This is a genomic window from Bradyrhizobium sp. B039 (assembly GCF_038965675.1).
Taxonomy (GTDB): Bacteria; Pseudomonadota; Alphaproteobacteria; order Rhizobiales; family Xanthobacteraceae; genus Bradyrhizobium; species Bradyrhizobium diazoefficiens.
In genome coordinates this window covers 7,542,739-7,562,009 of the sequence record NZ_CP152416.1, presented here as the reverse complement: position 1 = coordinate 7,562,009, position 19,271 = coordinate 7,542,739, and the positions used below count along the sequence as shown (strand labels likewise).

Genomic DNA, 19,271 nt, shown 5'->3' with positions numbered 1-19,271 from the left:
ATCGCCTCATATCGGCCCGGTTGCAGTCGCTGAAAGCGGCACAGTAGCCAGATCGTTGAGTTTCGGATCGCCTGGGCGATGCTTCAACAATTCCGTCACTCGACCCGATATGTAGTCGAGCGCCGGTTTTGGCAGGTAGTTTGCGACCAACGTTGCAAGATCCGAGAAATGCGGCCCGATCAGCAGCGAGACCTGTGCATCGCGCGTCTTTTCAACAAATGCTTTGAGGCGATCGTCCGCCGCATAGGCCATGATCACCAAATGGGTCGACGGAATCGTGAGCATATCGAATAGCACCCGATTCACGTGATCGTCGCCGAACCCATATCCGTAGGTCACGACAACGGCGTTAGGTCGGCAAGCTGCGGCCGCAAAATCGCGAAAGAGCTCCGCATACGGATATTGCGTTGTTTCGACGTCCTTCGCAGGATTGGGGTAGATCATGACCGTATCGACGGGTTCTTTGGGAATGTCGGTATGATCCGCAGGCGCTCCGAATGGGATGCCCTTGCGATAGATCCGCCGTTCGTCCTTATCAAAAAACCAGTCCAGTGAACCATGGAGCTTAGTGAGGCGAATGACGCCCTCCATGAACCGCGGCTCACCCCGAATGCCGGGTGGATTGTAGTGGACATCAACTTCAACGCGCGACGCCCGGAAGACCGGGTTCAGGGCACCGACAAATCTATCGATGATCCGAAGACCTGCAAAATCGCAACCATGTTCGATCAGGCGGTCGTAGTTTGTTGTGAAGACGTGCAAACGTTCACGAGATGCAGCGCGGCTCGCAAAACTCAGCAGGAATGATTGCAGAGCACCTAGGGCAGCATCTTTTGAAGCGGGATCCTTTCCAGCAACAATCCCGCTTTCCGTCTTCAACAATGAAGTGAGAAAGCCAGACATCTGGGCGTCGATGCCCTTCTTGAGGGTGTTTTCTGCTCCCTTGTCGATGACCCCCAACCCCTCGAGCAGAGCAAGCGCACTTCGAAACTGATCTTCGATGTTTGCCGCACCTCTTTTCATCGCCGTCGCTCCGGCCTGGGCGTGCGCGTCGATCGCGGCGTCATATGACGTGCCAAATGTAACCTTGGCCATGCCTGTGGCCCCTACGCCCCCCAGGTAACCAACCGCTGTGGTGAACCCACTGCCGAGCAGCAGGTTGAGGTGCTCTGCTTGGAAAACAGCAGAGAGCCACGGCTCGATATGCTTTCGAGCGCTATTGGTCAGGGAATCCAATTCATCTGGGTCAGTGGGTAGATCGTCCCAGGCGCCTGAGTGACTGCCTACGCGATAAAAGTGCTTCTTATCCATACTTACCCCCAAACCGCGATCGCGGCTCTTTTCTTCGTCAATCGCGCCATGCGGAACGGAGTAAATTTATGATCCCGCTATGCCTCATCGATTGCTGCTCCCGGCGACCATGGCCCGCTCGGCGGCCAAATTCGTTCTTCTTTCAATCCGACGACCAGGGGCATCAAGAAGAGGCGGAGATCGGCGACGGTAACGGCAAAAGCATCCGGTGCGGCTGCCATCCGATCGCGCTCCAGGAAGGCGCGCCACTGGGCGGCCCATGTTTCCGCGAATTCATCGGTCAGACCGACCGGGACAACGGATGGGAGGACCGTTCCGCGTCGCTCGAAGGTCCGCTGAATTGCCTCGGCAAGAGCGGCCCGGCGAAGCTCGAATGTTCGGGAGATTACCCAGAGATCATAGAAATCCTTGAGCCGACTGTTGGCCACGCCGAGCGTCACGAGCGCTGCGAATTTCTCAGCTACCACTGTTTCGACCGGATATGCGCGAAGGTGCGGCGTTGGGGCGTCCAGCAGGGTGGGATAGTCGATCTCGACCGCCGCGGGTGTAATGGCGTCGCCGAAACCGATGTCGACCTGGATCGGAATACGCGCCCCGGCGATAGTTGCCGTTGTGCGGACCCGCACGCCACCATATTCCAGCTCCTCACGAATCGGGGTCGCCATCAGCGCTGCGACATCAAACGTCACACCGTCATCGACGACCGGCTGCGCACAAATGGCCCGGAAGGTTTCGGCAATGGCTTCGGTGTCGCGGTCGCCGTGGCCAAGCAGATCCAGATCGCGCGTAGGCCGAAACGGATCGGCTATCCAGGTCACGAAGAGCATCGCACCTTTGAGGATGAAGCGGTCGCGGTGCGGCGACGCGCTTAGCCGGTAGAGCAGACGCTCGAGCGCATATCGCGTCAGGAGAATCTGGAAGTCCGATCGCTCGGCACGTGCCCGATCGAGGAGCCGCGCTCGCACTGATGCGCCGATGTTGCGAGGCTCACGCGCCATCGGACACCATTGCTTCGACGTAGGGACGCATGACCGACCAGACCCGCGCCTTGCGAGCGTAATGCCAGAGTTGATCCGGCTTGCATCGGCGACGGCGGAGGCCTTCGCGCAGCCCCTCCATCGCGACGTCAAGGCCGATCTTGGTTCGGTAGCGAAAGCAATCGACAATTGTCCTCGCCGGATCCGTGATAGGAACGTCGACATTCTCAATGCGGTGACGCTCGATCCCTTCGGTAAGCGCCGATCCGGTGAATCGCACGAACCGGATAGGTGGATAATCGATCTTGGGTCGCCAGGCGGAGCGATCGATCGCCATCCATACAGCCGACGGCATCTGCAGCGTCAGTTCGTGGTATTGGAGGGCCGAGGTAAGACAGACCACACCCTTTGGAACCAGAACTGCTGCCTCGGCGAGGGTATGGGCAGCCTCGAGGTGGGCGTCGGGGAGTTGATAGAGCCCACGTGCTGGGCGGACGACTGCCTCCTCCCGAACAAGACGGGCAAGCGTCTCCGGGCCGATGCCTTCGGCGATGAAATCCTTCAGCCGGAGCATTCCTCGGGTCTTCAGGAGGTCGAGCGCGCGAAGTCGCTGGGCGCTGGTGGACGGCATGGAGTGTGACGTTTCCTCTGATCTGGAAAGATATAGCAGATGTTTTATCACAAGGTCGTTGGCTTGAAAATCCCCGAATCATCGCCCATCCCCATCCTTCCTCGAAGCTTGACCGAGTGGTGTCGGACGACGACGGCATCGTCGCCGACTTAATATTTTCCTAGTGCCCGGTGAGACGGGAACGCGCGGCGAAACGCTCATGACCGGCAGTGGCTATCCTGTCAGCGTAATCCGGCCGTCCTTCAGCCGATGCCGACTGGCTTGTGCCAGATTGACCGTATTCCGCACGAAATCGAGCCGCGCAATCCCAGCGTGGTAGGCTCGAAACGCCTCGCTCAGGGCATTATCCGTCACCTCAGGCGAGACTTGATCATCCTTGCCTGTCGTGAGCGGCACATTGTCGAGTGATAGCCCGCGCCCGCAAAGAAACGTCGTCACGATGACCTCGAAGGTCATCGGTGGACGGTGATCCATATGCCCCTCGTCCTGCGCGATGCGTTCGCCCGTCACGGCGCAGGAAACCAGACCGTCAGAACCGCTGTGGGTGGCGAAGAGATTATCGCGGGCCTTGTAGAGATCGAAGCGCACCGCGCGTCGAAAGGCTTGGGCGACCTCCTGCTTACGGCTGGGTGGTCGCTGGGAGATGCAGTGCGGATAGGAGAAATCCGTGCCGCTGCCGTCGGTGCGGATGATCCGGAAGCATTGCGTCCCATGCTCGGTCATCATAACCTGAAAATGGCTGACGCCACAGCCCACCTTGGCAACATATTCGGTGTGGCGTTCGAGAAGAGCGGCAACGTCGAGGCCATCCTCGTCGCTCACTCGCTCACCGGGCTGGTGGCGGTTCAGCATGGCCTTGAAGAACGCCGTTGCGTCGCCTTGCTTCTCGAAGCTGCGTGTCGCCAGCTCGACGGGTCTCGAACGCCCCCCCCATTCAAGCCGCCCCTGCTGCTGCCGCAAACTCGAACTGCGCCTCGCAGCCATTATGCGCACATACCGGCTTTTTGAGAGTAAAGGGCCGCTGGAATTTCGTTCGACTGCACTTCTTGCAGGCAAACTGGCTGCGGAAGGTCTTGAACTCCTCCCAGCGCGCTTTCTCGTCACCAATCGAACTGTCGCCATAGGGCCCGTCCTGGAAGTGGCTGCCGAAATTCTCGATCTCGCCCTTCACCAGACTGTCGAGGAAGCGGTTGTTGACGCCCGGCACCAGCGCCGGCACTAGCTTGGCATCCTTGAGCAGGCCGGCGAGCGCAGAGGCCAATTCGCTGCGTTCGTAGGAATAGGCCCTCTCCAGCGGTCGGATGCGGACGCTGACCCCGAAATCCCGACAGATGCCGAGAAGCCACTCCTCCTCCGCCTGGCGCATCTCGTTGGCCGCCGACTGGCCCGCCGCCCAACGCGCCTCGATCATCTCATCGCTGACCTTGTGATCAGCGAAACGCGGCCCGTAGGCCGGATCGAGGCCAATGATCCGGGTGAAGTGCCACGCTTTCGCCTCGAGCTGATCCTTCAAATAATTGAAGAACCGCTCGTCGTGCGTGGTGATCAGGATCTGGCAGTCTCCGAACATGGTGGCGATGAGTCCGGCAATAGTGCGCCTATGATCCGCATCGTAGGAGGTCACGATGTCGTCGAGCGCGATGATGGGCGCGCCTGCATTAAATTGCTTGATTGCAGCCATGCGCAACGCCAGCGCCACCGAATGGATCTGGGAGTCGCTCAAATAGCCACCCGGCTGCACGCCCGTGCGGTTCTTGGCGAAATCGATCAGGAGGTTGAGCCGCTGCTGGTTCGTGTCGTCTTCCGCCGGCAACTCCAACCGGATTGGCGCGGCGCCAGCGCCCTGGATCCGCTTGTAGATGTCGTTCATCGGCGTCTGAAGCTTGTCGAGCAGAGTCTGCACCTTCTTGCGGATCTCGGCCGAGATTATCGTCGCCTGCGCCGTCAACGCGTCGGAGAGTTTCCCCAGCTGTGTTCGCGTCCGTAGGGCGAGGTCCCGCTCGCTCTGTAGCTCCAGCAGCCGATCGATCTTCGTCTTGGCTTTGATATAGGTGTGGTCGCCTTGCTTCGACTCGATGTCGACGATGGCCTGATCGAGCATAGCGAGCAGCTTGGCGATCGAGGCAACGATATCGGCCGAAGCCGGCACGGCAGCCTGAGGCCAGCCGGCGATGCCAGTTTGATATGCGATGAGATCGGCTTTCAGTTTCGCTTCATCGTCGCCGAGGAGGCCAATAAGCCCCGGTAACGCCGCCACCAATTGGGTATGAGCTTTGGTCGCCGCGGTCTTGGCTGCGTCGAGCACCTTCTTGGCGGCGGCATAATCGGCCAGCTCTTCCAGATGCTTGGCGATATGTTCTCGGATGGCCCCGGCACTGCCCGCCGCCGAGTCGGTTACGGGCGTTTCACAGACTGGGCATACAGCAGGCGCCGGTACACCTTCGGCGAAAAGCGGCTCTGCGGCTTTCCACAAAGCCTGAAACATAGTGCTCGCCGCCTTGCCGCGCTCCTCCGCTTCCTCCGCGACGGCGGCCGACAGCGCCCCCAAGGCCGCATCAAAGGTCGGAATAGCGCCGCCGACGACGGTCTTGCCGCTCTCCGCGTCCGTTACCTCAGACCACAAAGCGGCCGCCGCATTGCTGATCTGACGCAGGCCTGCAAGCCCTATCTTGTTCTCTTCGGCCTTGGCTCGCACTTCCAGCTCGATATAGGCCGGATCACCAGCCGTCAGCGCCATCAGCACTAGCACCGCGTCGAGCGGAGCCAAGACCGACGTGTTGGCGTAAGCGAGGATCGCCACCGAATCCCAGGCTTTCACCACCTGGGCCGTCTTCCGAGCAAGCTGGGTGTCTGCGCGCTGCAGTGCCGTGCCGTCCTCTGAGGCAGCCTTCACCTGCGTGCGCAGCGCGCGAATATTCTTCTGCACCTCGACCAGCGGGCCAAGCTGCAGCCAATTGGCGACATCCGTGTAGCGCTGTTCGGGCGTGTGGATTTCGACGAACGTGCGCAGCGCATGCCCGCGGATGATCGGCGGCACCGCGAAGCAGGCGTTCAAAGTCGTGGCCACCGCCGGTATCGGTCGCTTCGTCCCCGTCGCCGGTCGGCTGCCGTTGGTGGCATCCTTGCCCGAAACGACGCCAATCGTGACCGCCGGAGCGATCTTCGCCTCCTCCGACAGATTGTGCGCCATTGCGACGGGGCCGGCCTGATTGTTGATAGTGCGCTGCCCGAGCCTTTCGAGTGTGCCATCCTTGGAGAACATGAATTCCAGCGCATCGATGACACTGGACTTGCCGCTGCCATTCGGCGCGAAGATCGCCAGACAGCGTTTTTTGCTGAAATCGAACGTCTTTGGTTGGAGATACGCGCGGAACCCGGAAAGTCCCAAGGATTGGAGGAAGTAAGGGTCAGCCATTGGCCACCTCCGGTTTTGGAGGATTGGCACGTTCGCCTGCGAGTTTCAGGATGGCATCCTTGGCCTGAGCGACGGGGTTCTGAGCGGGCGCCGCCTTCAGGATGTACGTCTTCAGGATCTCCGCTAGGCCGGCATCGACACCTTCTCTTTGCTTCAGGCTTTCTCCCAATGTCGTAAGAAATGCCTCCGGCGAATCTGCCGGCTCTGCTTCACCTTCCACGCATTTAGCCCCCAGTTGTTTGCTTCTGACAATACACCGCGACTAACCAAAGGAGAATGACGCTTCCTTGAAACTACGTGCCTTTATGGGGAAAGCTTTCCCCTGCGGCCGAGCCGAGGTCTCGGCCGACCCCTTCTGCGGGGAAACCCCGCAATGCCCCATTAGAGTGAGAGGGCGGACCGGCTTCGCCATGACGGGTTGAAGAACGGAGGAGAGGCCTCCGGCGCCTGTCGTGGAGATGAACCATGATCCAAGTCGAAGTTCTGAGCGCTGGCCGCGACCACGTCGGCGGCTACAAGGTGGACGTGACCCGCGGCGAGCGCGTCGGCCGCGTATCGTCGGAGTGGTTCTCGCGACCAGCGGATGAGCGTTATCTCTCGCTGTCAGACCTCTACGCCGCCGTGCACCGCCGGACCGAGCGTAGCCGGATCCGAACGGTCGACAGCGCTGCGATTCGGGTTGATGCCAACCGCGGCAACCCCGAGCGCCTGACGCTGACTCTGCCCGGCTCCGACGCGCCGATCGCACCGACGCACTGGAGCTTCGGCCAACTTGCCAGCCTGGTTGGAGCGCCGGCGGCTTACCTCCGTCAGCTGCCGGCGCCGCTGGCCGGCATTAACCTGCAATACGGCTTGACCTCTCGTTCCGCCGAGCAGATGAAGACGCTCGAGATCGAAGAGGGTCGAGTCGAGCTACGTGCAGTCACCGGGCCCACCTACGGGCGCATCTTTGACCACGAACTCGTGGCAGCCGTTCAGCGCATCGCCGGCAATGGCACGGGCGACACACGCTGGAAGGTGCCTGGCGTGCTCGACTGGTCGACTGGCGTCTACAATCCGAACGTTGATATCAGCCAGGATACGACGACGCTCTACGCGTCCGATCGTGATGTCTTCCTGTTCCTGGTCGACGATCTCAATCCGATCGAGGCCGGCCGGCTGCGCGACGGTTCGCCCGACCTCTATTTCCGCGGGTTCTACTGCTGGAATTCCGAGGTGGGAGCGAAGACGCTCGGCATGGCGAGCTTCTATCTCCGCGCCGTCTGCCAGAACCGCAATTTATGGGGCGTGGAAGATTTCGAGGAGATCACCATCCGCCACTCCAAATACGCCGCTTCGCGGTTTGCCCACGAGGCGGCCCCGGCGCTGGCCAGCTTTGCCAATTCCTCACCGATGCCCTTCGTCAACGGCATCAAGGCCGCACGGGAGAAGATCGTCGCGCGCACTGACGACGACCGCAACGAGTTCCTGCGCAAGCGCGGCTTCTCGAAGGCCGAGACGGCGAAGATCATCGAGAGGGTGTTAACGGAGGAAGGCCGCAAGCCCGAAAGCGTGTTCGATTTCGTGCAAGGCATCACAGCGGTTGCGCGGGGCAAGACCCATCAGGATGCACGACTCGATATGGAGGCGCGCGCGAAGACGCTGCTCGACCGCGCAGCCTGATACCCGGAAAGCCGAAAGATGCGGAAAGGCGTGTCTCCGGCTTCGTGCCTTTCCGTTTGTCCTGATCGTCGGTTTGCGACGCTGCCCTTGAGAGGAAGAGGGCGGCGCCGCGCTTCATGACGGGTTGGAGATCCAGAGAGAGACTTTGGGTTGCCCGTCGCGGAGTATCACCCATGGCTACTGCCGTTCAGAAGATCACCCTGTCGTCCTCGCGCGACATTCCCTTCAATAAGCTGGTGCTCAGCCAGTCAAACGTCCGGCGTGTGAAGGCCGGCGTCTCCATCGAGGAGCTGGCCGAGGACATCGCCCGGCGTACCCTGCTCCAAAGCCTCAATGTCCGGCCGGTCCTCGACGCGGAGGGCGAGACCGGCATGTTCGAGATCCCGGCCGGCGGACGCCGCTATCGGGCGCTGCAGCTGCTGGTGAAACAGAAGCGCCTGGCCAAGACCGCGCCGGTGCCCTGTGTCGTGCGCGATCCGGCGACCGGCATTCTCGGCGAGGACGACTCGCTCGCCGAGAACGTCCAGCGCGAGCCGCTGCACCCGCTCGACCAATTCCGCGCCTTCCTGACTCAGCGTGAGAAGGGCCGGACCGAGGAGGACATCGCGGCTGCCTTCTTCACCTCGGTCAACGTCGTGAAGCAGCGCCTGCGTCTCGCCTCGGTCTCGCCCGCGCTGCTCGACGTCTATGCCGACGACGGCATGTCGCTCGAGCAGTTGATGGCCTTCACCGTCACCGCGGATCACGGCCGCCAGGAGCAGGTCTGGCAGGCCATCTCTAGCTCTTGGCAGAAGGAGCCCTATCAAATCCGCCGCATGTTGACGGAGAAAACGGTGCGCGCCTCCGACCGGCGCGCCGTGTTTGTCGGCCTCGACGCCTACGAGGCGGCCGGTGGCGTGGTGCTGCGCGACTTGTTCCAGTCCGACGATGGCGGTTGGCTTGAGGACATCGCTCTGCTCGACCGTCTGGTCGCTGAGAAGTTGAAGGCGGAGGCGGAAACGATCGCCGCCGAAGGCTGGAAGTGGATCGAGGTCGCGATCGACTTCCCCTACGGCCATGCTCGCGGCTTGCGCGAGCTGGACGGCGTACTTGCCGATCTCACCACCGAAGAGCAGGCGGCCATCGAGGCGCTCGAGGCCGAATATGTCAGGCTCCAAGCCGAGCATGACGGCGCGGATGAGCTACCCGACGAGGTAGACCAGCGACTTGGCGAAATCGAGACGGCCCTCGGCGCCTTCAATGATCGACCCGTCATCTATCAGCCTGCCGACATCGCCCGCGCGGGCGTGTTCGTCGGCATCGACGCCGAAGGCAAGCTCTTGGTTGATCGGGGCTACGTCCGACCCGAGGACGAAGTGCCCGTGACGGAGCCAGAGCAGGGCAGGGGCAGTGAACCCGATGCCGCGGCCCTGGACGGTGCTGAACCATCAGCGCCGGCTATCCAGCGCGCCGTCATCACCATCGGCGGGCAGGATGAGGAGCCCGAGGACGAGGATGATGATGCGGTGAAACCGCTGCCGGACCGCCTGCTCACCGAGCTCACGGCGGAGCGGACTTTGGCGCTGCGCGACAAGTTGGCGATCACGCCTTCGGTCGCTTTCCAATCGGTGCTGCACAAATTCTGCCTCGACGTCTTCATCCGCTATTCCTCCTACGGAACGGCAATGGAGGTCTCAGTGCGCAACGCTAGCTTCCCGGTGCAGGCGCCGGGTTTAAAGGACAGCTCGGCGGCCAAGGCAATCGACGCGCGCCACAAGACCTGGGACGAGCGCCTGCCCAGGGACAAGGCCAATCTCTGGGACTGGCTCAGCGGCCTCACCGCCGACGAGCAGGCGGCGCTCTTCGCGCACTGCGCCTCATTCGGCGTCAACGCGCTCTACGAGAAGGGCGACCGCTACGGCGGCGGCATCACGCCGCACACCGTCGAGCACCGGATCACTGAGGCCGATCGCATCGCCCGGGCCGTCGATCTCGACATGGTGGAGTCCGGTTGGCGCCCGACCGTCGAGAACTATCTCGGCCGCGTCCCGAAGCTCCGCATCCTGGAGGCGGTGCGGGAGGGGGCCGGCGAGCAGGCCGCGCAGCTCATCGATCATCTGAAGAAGGGCGACATGGCCAAGGAGGCCGAGCGCCTCCTGGCCGAGGCCGGCTGGCTGCCCGAGCCCCTGCGGATGCCCGACGCCCAACTGGCGGCGGCTGTCGATGCCGCTGAGCCCGAGGGCGATGGCGAGGCGCTGCCGGAATTCCTCGCCGGCGACGACGAAGCGGACGAGTCGCGCATGATCGCGGCCGAATAGCTCGAGCACGCGGGGCGGCTTCGGCCGTCCCGCGTCTTTTCACTGCCATTCTCACCAAAGCCTGGCGCGAGCCGGGCTTTTGCATTCTGGAGGCTATCGTGCCCTTCTTCACCATCGAGACGACCTATCATTTGCCGATCTATCGGCAGCGAACCTACGAAGCCGAAACGCTCGACCAAGCCTGCGATCTCGCGATCGCCGACGAGGGCTGGGACGACAACAGGTCGGACGTTGAAACGTCTGGCGATACCTATGTTACCGGTGCCTGGGAAGGCCGCGACGCTGCCTTTAGCGGCCGGCGCCTGGCGTTTCCCTCACGTTTCGGCGAGCAGGTCCAGCGCAAGGCCGGCCATTTCGAGGTGCTGCTCGGTCTGCTCAAGATACTCATCCACGCTCCGGAGGAAGGCTCAGTGGATGTCGAGCTTTGGCGCCGACGCGCGGACGTCGCCATCGCAAAGGCCGAGGCCATTCTGGCGGGCGAAAATGATCCGATCGAGGGAGCTGCGTCGTGACGAAATACATCGTCATCTTCGTCGAAGGCGACGAAAACTACCGCGCGGAAGCGGTCGCCGTCGCTGATGACGGCCAAGCCTCGCCATCTTGGCTGCTCGGATACTGATGAATGCTCCGTACACGGCGCGCCGCCATCCGGGGGGCGCCGTTTCTCATGTCGGGCACCGCCTTGATGCTGAGAGGGAGAGGACGGCCGGGACGGGTTTGAGCCGGCGCGGTCAGAGAGAGCGCCGATCGGCTCGCCCGTTCCCGCTCTCCTGAAGGCTTCCTCCATGACTGACCTTTCCCCGATCGCGGCCGATCAGGCCGCGCCGATCTCGCCTGTTCGCGCTCCCGAGGGCGCCAGTGTCATCATCGCTGCCGCGAGTCATCTCCTTCCGCATCTCGAGCGTGGTCGGCGCATCGACGCCGCGATTCTCCGCGCAGCAATGGAAGCGGCCTCCGGCGCATCCGATGCGACGGGCGCGTGGGACTGGAAGATGACCTATGACGCTTGCGAGGTCGCCACCGTCTTGTTCCTACGCAAATACGGAAAGGCGCTCTTCCGCAAAGCCGCTTCTCCGGCTTCTCGACTTTCCGCCTTGGACAAGATCGCGGGGCTCCTGCCGACCCACACGCGCCGCTCTGTCGAAAGCGAGACTTTCCAGCAATTCTCGACACCGCTCCAGCTCGGCCTGACCGCGCTGACCGCGGCCGCCATGACGGCGGCCGATCGCGTGCTCGAGCCGTCCGCAGGCACGGGGCTACTCGCCATTCTTGCCGAGATCGCCGGCGGCGGCCTCGTTTTGAACGAACTGGCCGAGACTCGGGCCGCGTTACTTTCTTCCCTCTTTCCGGCCATTTCCGTCACGCGCTTCGACGCGGCCCAGATCGACGATCACCTCGATCCCCTGGTCGTCCCAGGTGTCGTGCTGATGAACCCGCCGTTCTCGGCGATGGCGAACGTTTCCGGCCGCATGCCCGATACCGCGTACCGTCACATCGCCTCGGCCCTGGCGCGTCTTGCCGATGGCGGCCGGCTCACGATATCAGGCGCAAACTTCTCACCCGACGCTTCAGCCTGGCGCGACGCCCTCGTCCGATTGCAGGAACGCAGCCGCGTGGTGTTCACCGCCGCGATCGCCGGCGCGGTCTATGCCAAGCACGGCACCACCATCGAAACACGTCTCACCGTTATCGACAAGGCGCCGGCCGATGACCCGAACGTGTTCCCTGAATCGCCGGGAGTGGCGCCCGATGTCGCGACGCTGCTCCGCTGGATCGGCGAACGCGTTCCACCTCGCCTGAGCGTCGCATCAACCGGCGCGCTTCCCATGTCAGTCTCGTCAGCGCCTCGCACCGTGCGCGGCTATCTCGCGCCGGCCACCACGCAGTCGGTCAGCGCGTCGGTCGCGGATCCCGAGGCCGTCGACCTCGCGTATGAGACATTCGACTGGATCCCGCCCGAGGGGGCGTGCCTCAGCGATGCCATCTACGAAGAGTACCGGCTCCAATCGATCCGGATCCCCGGCGCGCAGGCGCACCCGACCAAGCTGGTGCAGTCGGCTGCGATGGCCTCGGTCGTGCCGCCGAAGCCGAGCTACAGGCCCCGGCTGCCGGCCAGCCTCGTCAGTGATGGCATCCTCTCCGACGCCCAGCTTGAGACGGTCATCTATGCTGGCGAGGCGCATGTTGACTATCTTGCCGGCTCTTGGACGGTTGACGAGACCTTCGACCTGGTCGCGGCCGCCCGCGACGACGCGCCGAACGCGGTCCGTTTCCGTCGAGGCTTCATGCTCGGGGACGGCACCGGCGCCGGCAAGGGTCGCCAGTCCGCCGGCATCATTCTCGACAATTGGCTGCAAGGCCGGCGCAAGGCGGTCTGGATCTCGAAGTCCGACAAGCTGCTCGAGGACGCGCAGCGCGACTGGTCGGCGCTGGGCATGGAGCGTCTGCTGGTCACGCCGCTCTCGCGCTTCCCTCAAGGCTGCGAGATCCGGTTGGCCGAAGGCGTCCTATTTTTAACCTACACTACGGTCCGACGACCGCGGCGAGAAGCTTTCGCGCGTCCGGCAGATTGTTCAATGGTTGAGCTCCGACTTCGACGGCGTCATCATTTTCGACGAGAGCCATGCCATGCAGAATGCCGGTGGGGGCAAGGGCGAGCGGGGCGATGTCGCGCCCTCGCAGCAGGGTCGTGCGGGCTTGCGACTTCAGCACGCGCTGCCCAATGCCCGCGTTGTCTATGTCTCGGCCACCGGCGCCACCACCGTCCACAACCTCGCCTACGCCCAGCGGCTCGGCCTGTGGGGCGGCGAGGATTTTCCGTTCGCCACCCGCGCTGAATTCGTCGAGGCGATCGAGGAGGGCGGCGTCGCGGCGATGGAGGTGCTCTCCCGCGACCTTCGCTCGCTCGGTCTCTACACCGCCCGCTCGCTTTCCTACGATGGCGTCGAATACGAGCTCGTCGAGCACCAGCTCACCGACGAGCAGCGGCGCATCTACGACGCCTACGCCGGCGCCTTCAGCGTCATCCACAATCACCTCGACGCGGCAATGCAGGCCGCCAACATCACTGGCGAGACTGGCACGCTCAACCGCCAGGCGAAGTCGGCCGCGCGCTCGGCCTTCGAGTCAGCCAAGCAGCGTTTTTTCGGCCATCTGCTCACCAGCATGAAGACGCCGACCCTGGTCCGCTCGATCGAACGGGATCTGGCCGAGGGCCATGCCGCTGTGATCCAGATCGTGTCGACCGGCGAGGCGCTGATGGAACGCCGGCTTGCCGAAATCCCACCTGCGGAATGGAACGACGTGCGCGTGGACATCACGCCGCGCGAGTACTTGCTGGATTACCTCGCCCATTCCTTCCCGGTGCAGCTCTATGAGCCCTTCACCGACGCCGAGGGCAATCTCTCGTCGCGGCCGGTCTTCCGTGATGGCCAGCCGGTCGAGAGCCGCGAGGCCGTCGCCCGCCGTAATGAGCTGATCGAGCGGCTCGCTTCGCTTCCGCCCGTTCCCGGCGCGCTCGACCAGATCGTGCAGCGTTTCGGCACCGACCTCGTGGCGGAAGTGACCGGACGTTCGCGACGCGTGGTGCGCAGGGGTGACCGCCTTGCCGTCGAGAGCCGTGCCGCCTCCGCCAATCTCGCAGAGACCGCCGCCTTCATGGATGACCTGAAGCGCGTGCTTGTCTTCTCCGAGGCTGGCGGCACGGGCCGCAGCTACCACGCCGAACTCTCGGCGCGGAATCGCCGGCTTCGGGTCCATTATTTGCTCGAGCCGGGCTGGAAGGCTGACGCCGCGATCCAGGGTCTCGGTCATACGAACCGCACCAACCAGGCACAGCCGCCGCTCTTCCGGCCGATCGCGACCGACGTGAAGGCGGAGAAGCGCTTCCTGTCGACCATTGCGCGCCGGCTCGACACGCTGGGTGCGATCACGCGCGGCCAGCGCCAGACCGGCGGCCAGGGCCTGTTCCGGCCCGAGGACAATCTTGAGAGCCACTACGCCCGCGATGCGCTGCGCCAGCTCTATCTGCTGCTGGTGCGCGGCAAGGTCGAAGGCTGCTCGCTCCAGACCTTCGAGGACGCCACGGGCCTGAAGCTCATGGACGCGAACGGCATCAAGGACGAGCTGCCGCCGATCACGACGTTCCTGAACCGGCTGCTCGCGCTCACCATCGATCTGCAAGGTGTGCTGTTCACGGCGTTCGAGGAGCTCCTCAATGCCAAGGTTGAGGGCGCCATCGCCAGCGGCGTCTACGATGTCGGGCTGGAGACCCTGCAGGCCGAGAGCTTCATCATCACCGATCGGCGCCCGATCTACACGCACCCCCCGACCGGCGCGGAAACCCGGCTGCTCACCATCATCGAACGCCGGCGCAATCGCCCCATGACGCTGGATCAAGCGTTCGATTATCTCGCCGATGCTCGCGCGGTGCTACTCGTCAACGAGCGCTCGGGGCGCGCCGCGGTGCAGATTCCGGCGCCAAGCCTCATGCTCGATGACGGCGAGATCGAGAGCCGCGTGCGGCTGATCCGCCCGATGGAGCACCATCATGCTTCGATGAAGATGATGGACGAAAGCCACTGGCAGCCTGCAGAGCGCGAGACGTTCGCCGCAGCATGGAACGGCGAAGTCGTCGACGTCCCCGAGTTCGCCGAGAGCACCCTTCACATCGTCGCCGGCTTGCTGTTGCCGATCTGGAAGCGGCTGCCGAACGAGTCGACACGAGTCTATCGGCTCCAGACCGACGAGGGTGAGCGCATCATCGGTCGCAGGGTCTCACCAGCCTGGGCGGCGAACGCTTGCGCGACCGCTACCTGCAGCTTGACCCCACCCGAAGCCTTCGCAGCGCTGATGGAGGGGCGCACTGTCCTCGACCTCGCCGAGGATCTGCAGCTTCGCCGTGTCCGCGTGATGGGCGTCCATCGCATCGAGCTGTCCGGCTTCACTGATGCAATGCGTGACCGGCTGCGCGCCTACGGCCTCTTCAGCGAGATCATCTCGTGGAAGCTGCGCATGTTCGTGCCATCAGATGCGACGGGCGCCGCGGCGTTGGCAAAAGTGCTCGACCACTATCAGGTCGTGCGCATCGGCGAGCGGGAGGCCGCCTGATGGCCCGCGACAACGCATCTGAGCTGGCCCGCCGTCTCGCGCGTGACGCCGAGGCGGTGTGCCGCCATTATCTGTCCAACGGAAGGCGCCAGGGCCGCTACTGGACAGTGGGCGACGTCCGTAATACGCCCGGCCGGTCGATGTTCGTCCGGCTCAGCGGACCGGAATCCGCTCCTGGCGCCGCCGGCCATTGGCGAGATGCCGCCTCGGCCGAACATGGCGATCTCCTCGATGTGATCCGCGAGAGCTGCGGTTTCACTAGCTTTCGCGATGTCGCCAATGAGGCACGACGCTTTCTGAGCTTGCCGCGTCCAGAACTGGAGAATGAGCCAGATCGCATCCGGTCGAGAACATCGCCCGCGCCCCTCGGATCGCCGGAGGCGGCGCGGCGACTCTTCGGCATGTCGCAGTCGATCGCAGGCACACTTGTAGAAGCGTATCTCCGCAATCGTGGCATCACCGCTTTGCACGAAACCGGAAGCCTGCGCTTTCACCCACGTTGTTACTACCGGCCCGACGACCACAGCCCGACCGAGACCTGGCCGGCGATGATCGCCGCCGTCACCGATCTGAACGGCCACCTGACCGGCGCGCATCGCACCTGGCTTGACCCCGGAGGCTTCAGCGAGACGACGCTCGGCAAGGCGCTGATCGACACGCCGAAGCGGGCGATGGGTGACCTGCTTGGCCAAGCCGTTCGATTTGGCATAGCGGGTGAGGTCATGGCGGCCGGCGAGGGCATCGAGACAATGCTGTCGCTTCGCTGTGCTCTGCCGACCATGCCGATGGTCGCAGCCCTCTCGGCGGCGCATCTCTCTGCCATCCTTCTCCCGGACACGCTCCGCCGGCTCTACATCGCCCGCGACAACGATCCTGCCGGTGACGGCGCCATGGCAACCTTGATCGATCGGGCGCAGGAGGTCGGGATCGAGCCGATCGTGATCTCGCCACGGCTTGGCGACTTCAACGAGGATCTTCGCCTGCTCGGATTTGACGCCCTTCGAGCCGCGAGCCGCGTGCAGATCGCGGCGCGGGACGTCGCGCGCTTTATGGAACTGGCGGCATAGCCGGAACGGGGATGAGGTGCGACGCAGCCGCTTCGTTATCGCGAGGCCGGTGATCGTGTTCCCCTCAGCGCCGGAGAGGACCTCCCCACGGCCTTCTGAGAGGGCGATCGGGCGGCAAGCGGCCCGGACCGGCAACCTCCGTGGACCGACTATTTTCCGTCGGCGGCGGAGCCGCCTTTACATCGCGAGGCAAAATAGTCGGCCCCCTTCGGCCCTCCGCTAAGGCTGCGGCCCTCCGCTCGCGCTGCGGGTGCAAGTCCGTTCCGCCCGCCGCTTTCGTCGCCATGAAGGCCGCGATGGGCGCGGTCGATCCGACGAGGGAAAGCCGCAATGACCACCGACCGCGACAACAACTTCGAGCACCACGGCTCATCCCCAACCGACCACGTCCTCCAGGAGCTCCAGCTCTATGGCTACCGCCCCTTCCAGGACGAACCCGATCCGAGGCCGCTCCCCGAAACGCACATCCTCGCCGGCAGCATCGCCGACATCTTCGGTGCCCTGGTGGTGGCGCTGTCCGATACTCGCCTGGAGCCCGACCTTGAAGACCTGCTCTGGTCGACGGTGAACGTCTTCCATCGCGCTATCGACAGGATCGAGCGCGAGCTCGACGATAACGAGCTGGCGCAGCAGCGCTCGCAGCAGGAGCAGGACGGCAGCGAGATCAAATCCGTCGAGCTGGAGCGACTGACGGCGGAAGGGCAGACGCTGATCGAGCGACGAGGCGCCTTCGAGCTGATGCGCGACCACGCCGCCGACGAATTCGAACGCCACACCCACTCCGCTTGGCGGCCGCGCAACGGATCGAGGGTCAATCACCGCAATCTGACCTCAGCGATGATCGACAGCCGCGATTTCCTGGCCGCGAAGAAGCGCGCCGACAACCAGGTGCTCATGCCGCCCGGCCCGAAAGTCGCGTTGACAGGCGGTCTCGAATTCAACGATTACCGGCTAATCTGGGCTAAGCTTGACCAGGTGCACGCCAAGCATCCGGACATGGTGCTGCTGCACGGCGGATCGTCCAAGGGCGCTGAACTGATCGCCGCCAAATGGGCCGATAGCCGCAAGGTCCCGCAGATCGCCTTCAAGCCCGACTGGACGAAGCATGCCAAGCCTGCTCCCTTTAGGCGCAACGATGCGATGCTGGAGACGCTGCCGATCGGCGTGATGCACTTCCCCGGCACCGGCATCCAGGACAACCTCGCGGACAAGGCAAAGAAGCTCGGGATTCCGGTCTGGAAATTCGGCGACGCGTGAGCGCTGCCGCAAATTCTAGCGGTCAAGAGCCTCCGGCTCGCTCGATGCCGCTGATCGTGCGACCAGCGGCGGGCCCACATGCGTTCGCCGCAGCCTTGCACCGGGTTCGCTCGGATCACACGAAAAACCTGGCATGAAAGCCAGGGCTCGTGATGAAACGGCGCCTATCCGGCCGCGACGATCGACTGCTAGTTGGCATGAGGTTTTTTGAACAAAATATGACTCTGCGGCGTCCATTCTTGAGTGTCGCGCTGATATACGTCGCCACCATCGATCGTTGGCCTTGCGATGTAGGTTAAAGTTCTATGGGACTTTCTAGTCCCGCAATGAACCGTTGTTGGCTGCACGAGAGGCAGGCGCTTCGCAATAATTACCATAGGTCGGTGGGAGATTCTAGTTTGTTGAGTGCCACGAACACGCGATCGCCCGCAGCTTCTCATTTCCGAGCCAACCTGAAACGTTGCCGCGTTTCCTCAACTTGAGGACGCTTGCATTGAAACTAGAGCTGGCCCCGCAAATTCGGACAGTAGCTTGAGTGGATTTTCTGCCTGACAGTGGCGAGGCTTCTTGCCGCGAATCAGGAGCGAAGATTGCCAAACGCCATCCGGAACTGCCCCCTTTGCGTTATGAAGAACTGCCCCCACCATCTGGGTTATTATCTCGGTTGAAGGTTGTTTCCGCCGGTGACGGGCCGGAGGAGGCAGAGCCGACCGGAGGGCCGTCACCAGCGGGCGGCGGCTGGATGAGGCCGCTCTTGCGCTTGGCGCGGAGCCGGTAACTGTCGCCGCGGATCGTCAGCACGCGGCTGTGGTGCAAAAGCCGGTCGAGGATCGCGGTGGCGACCACGGGATCGGCGAACACAGTGCCCCATTCGGCAACGCTGCGGTTCGACTTGATCAGCATCGCGCCGGTTTCGTATCGGCGGCTGACCAGTTGGAAGGGCCGCGTCAGGTTCCAGCGGCAGGTAGCCGAGTTCGTCGACAATCAGCAGCTTCGGCTTGGCCAGCGCGAGCAGTTTCGCGTCCAGACGCCGTTCGCCATGCGCCTTGGCAAGACCCGCGACTAGCGTCGTCGCCGTGGTGAACTGCACCGTGTATCCGGCCAGGATCGCGTCTCGTCCGAGCGCGATCGACAAGTGCGTCTTACCTCAGCCTGGCGGGCCGAGCAGCAGCACGTTCTTTCCGTTGGCTATCCAACGTGATGCGGCAAGATCACGGATCTGCTTTGGATCGATTGACGGCTGCGCCTGCGCCTCGAAGTCGAAGCCAGCAAGCTCCTTCACGGCCGAGAAGTGTGCGAGCTTCAGCGCCATCTCTATGCGGCGATGGTCCTTGGGTGCGATCTCGCGCTCGGATAGCAGGATCAGCGTCTCACGCGCCGACAGTTTCGCGCGCGCCGCCTCGTCGAGCAGGCTGTCGAGCTGATCGCGGATACAGAGAGCTGCAGTCGCACCAGCATGGCATCGAGCGGATCGGTCGTTGCTTCCATTATCTTCTTTGCCCGCGCCATCAGAAGCTTCCTCCCACCACGGCTTCGTGTTCGGCA

Annotated in this window: 11 protein-coding genes and 2 pseudogenes; 6 read left to right on the top strand and 7 right to left on the bottom strand. The window is 63.4% G+C overall.

Annotated features, from left to right (window positions below; all coding sequences use genetic code 11):
- Positions 1-6: 6 nt before the first annotated feature.
- The 6 genes from AAFG50_RS35785 to AAFG50_RS35760 form a co-directional block, all read right to left on the bottom strand.
- Positions 7-1,311 (bottom strand): SIR2 family protein, encoded by a 1,305-nt coding sequence (locus AAFG50_RS35785; RefSeq protein WP_028176022.1) that lies wholly within the window; start codon positions 1,309-1,311, stop codon positions 7-9.
- Positions 1,312-1,388: 77 nt separating this feature from the next.
- Positions 1,389-2,309, bottom strand: coding sequence for a nucleotidyl transferase AbiEii/AbiGii toxin family protein (locus AAFG50_RS35780; RefSeq protein ID WP_018647871.1), 921 nt, complete (start codon positions 2,307-2,309; stop codon positions 1,389-1,391).
- A complete protein-coding gene (locus AAFG50_RS35775) occupies positions 2,299-2,919 on the bottom strand; it encodes a type IV toxin-antitoxin system AbiEi family antitoxin domain-containing protein (RefSeq protein WP_026312796.1) in 621 nt (206 codons plus the stop codon). Before AAFG50_RS35775 ends, AAFG50_RS35780 begins: the two co-directional genes overlap by 11 nt.
- A 213-nt stretch (positions 2,920-3,132) precedes the next feature.
- Positions 3,133-3,879 (bottom strand): DCL family protein, encoded by a 747-nt coding sequence (locus AAFG50_RS35770; RefSeq protein WP_018647872.1) that lies wholly within the window; start codon positions 3,877-3,879, stop codon positions 3,133-3,135.
- Positions 3,854-6,334: an AAA family ATPase gene (locus AAFG50_RS35765; RefSeq protein ID WP_231166584.1), complete on the bottom strand. Its 2,481-nt coding sequence runs from the start codon at positions 6,332-6,334 to the stop codon at positions 3,854-3,856. The genes AAFG50_RS35770 and AAFG50_RS35765 overlap by 26 nt, the downstream gene beginning before the upstream one ends.
- The gene (locus AAFG50_RS35760; protein WP_131234255.1) at positions 6,327-6,554 is read right to left on the bottom strand and encodes a hypothetical protein; all 228 of its coding nucleotides are present in this window, start codon (positions 6,552-6,554) and stop codon (positions 6,327-6,329) included. Before AAFG50_RS35760 ends, AAFG50_RS35765 begins: the two co-directional genes overlap by 8 nt.
- A gap of 245 nt (positions 6,555-6,799) precedes the next feature.
- Between AAFG50_RS35760 and AAFG50_RS35755 the strand changes: the two genes are divergently transcribed.
- The 6 genes and pseudogenes from AAFG50_RS35755 (at position 6,800) to AAFG50_RS35730 (ending at position 17,726) form a co-directional block, all read left to right on the top strand.
- Positions 6,800-7,996, top strand: coding sequence for a hypothetical protein (locus tag AAFG50_RS35755; RefSeq protein ID WP_011084732.1), 1,197 nt, complete (start codon positions 6,800-6,802; stop codon positions 7,994-7,996).
- A 173-nt stretch (positions 7,997-8,169) separates the two neighbouring features.
- Complete coding sequence (locus AAFG50_RS35750; protein WP_028176021.1) at positions 8,170-10,293, top strand: ParB/RepB/Spo0J family partition protein; 2,124 nt, start codon at positions 8,170-8,172, stop codon at positions 10,291-10,293.
- 98 nt (positions 10,294-10,391) lie between these two features.
- Entirely contained in the window at positions 10,392-10,805 is a 414-nt protein-coding gene (locus AAFG50_RS35745; protein ID WP_028176020.1) for a hypothetical protein, read from the top strand.
- Positions 10,806-11,078: 273 nt separating this feature from the next.
- A pseudogene (locus AAFG50_RS35740) lies at positions 11,079-15,402 on the top strand (strawberry notch family protein).
- The gene (locus AAFG50_RS35735; protein WP_011084736.1) at positions 15,402-16,469 is read left to right on the top strand and encodes a toprim domain-containing protein; all 1,068 of its coding nucleotides are present in this window, start codon (positions 15,402-15,404) and stop codon (positions 16,467-16,469) included. The pseudogene AAFG50_RS35740 and the gene AAFG50_RS35735 overlap by 1 nt, the downstream one beginning before the upstream one ends.
- A 330-nt stretch (positions 16,470-16,799) precedes the next feature.
- The gene (locus AAFG50_RS35730; RefSeq protein WP_011084737.1) at positions 16,800-17,726 is read left to right on the top strand and encodes a DUF2493 domain-containing protein; all 927 of its coding nucleotides are present in this window, start codon (positions 16,800-16,802) and stop codon (positions 17,724-17,726) included.
- A 655-nt stretch (positions 17,727-18,381) separates the two neighbouring features.
- On the opposite strand, the pseudogene istB reads toward AAFG50_RS35730, so the two are convergent.
- Positions 18,382-19,214: pseudogene (istB, locus tag AAFG50_RS35725) on the bottom strand (IS21-like element helper ATPase IstB).
- Positions 19,215-19,271: the final 57 nt, after the last annotated feature.

Excerpts from the sequence above, each read along its gene's own strand:
- AAFG50_RS35785 (WP_028176022.1), bottom strand. The coding sequence starts at position 1,311 with ATGGATAAGAAGCACTTTTATCGCGTAGGCAGTCACTCAGGCGCCTGG.
- AAFG50_RS35780 (WP_018647871.1), bottom strand. The coding sequence starts at position 2,309 with ATGGCGCGTGAGCCTCGCAACATCGGCGCATCAGTGCGAGCGCGGCTC.
- AAFG50_RS35775 (WP_026312796.1), bottom strand. The coding sequence starts at position 2,919 with ATGCCGTCCACCAGCGCCCAGCGACTTCGCGCGCTCGACCTCCTGAAG.
- AAFG50_RS35765 (WP_231166584.1), bottom strand. The coding sequence starts at position 6,334 with ATGGCTGACCCTTACTTCCTCCAATCCTTGGGACTTTCCGGGTTCCGC.
- AAFG50_RS35755 (WP_011084732.1), top strand. The coding sequence starts at position 6,800 with ATGATCCAAGTCGAAGTTCTGAGCGCTGGCCGCGACCACGTCGGCGGC.
- AAFG50_RS35750 (WP_028176021.1), top strand. The coding sequence starts at position 8,170 with ATGGCTACTGCCGTTCAGAAGATCACCCTGTCGTCCTCGCGCGACATT.
- AAFG50_RS35735 (WP_011084736.1), top strand. The coding sequence starts at position 15,402 with ATGGCCCGCGACAACGCATCTGAGCTGGCCCGCCGTCTCGCGCGTGAC.
- AAFG50_RS35730 (WP_011084737.1), top strand. The coding sequence starts at position 16,800 with ATGACCACCGACCGCGACAACAACTTCGAGCACCACGGCTCATCCCCA.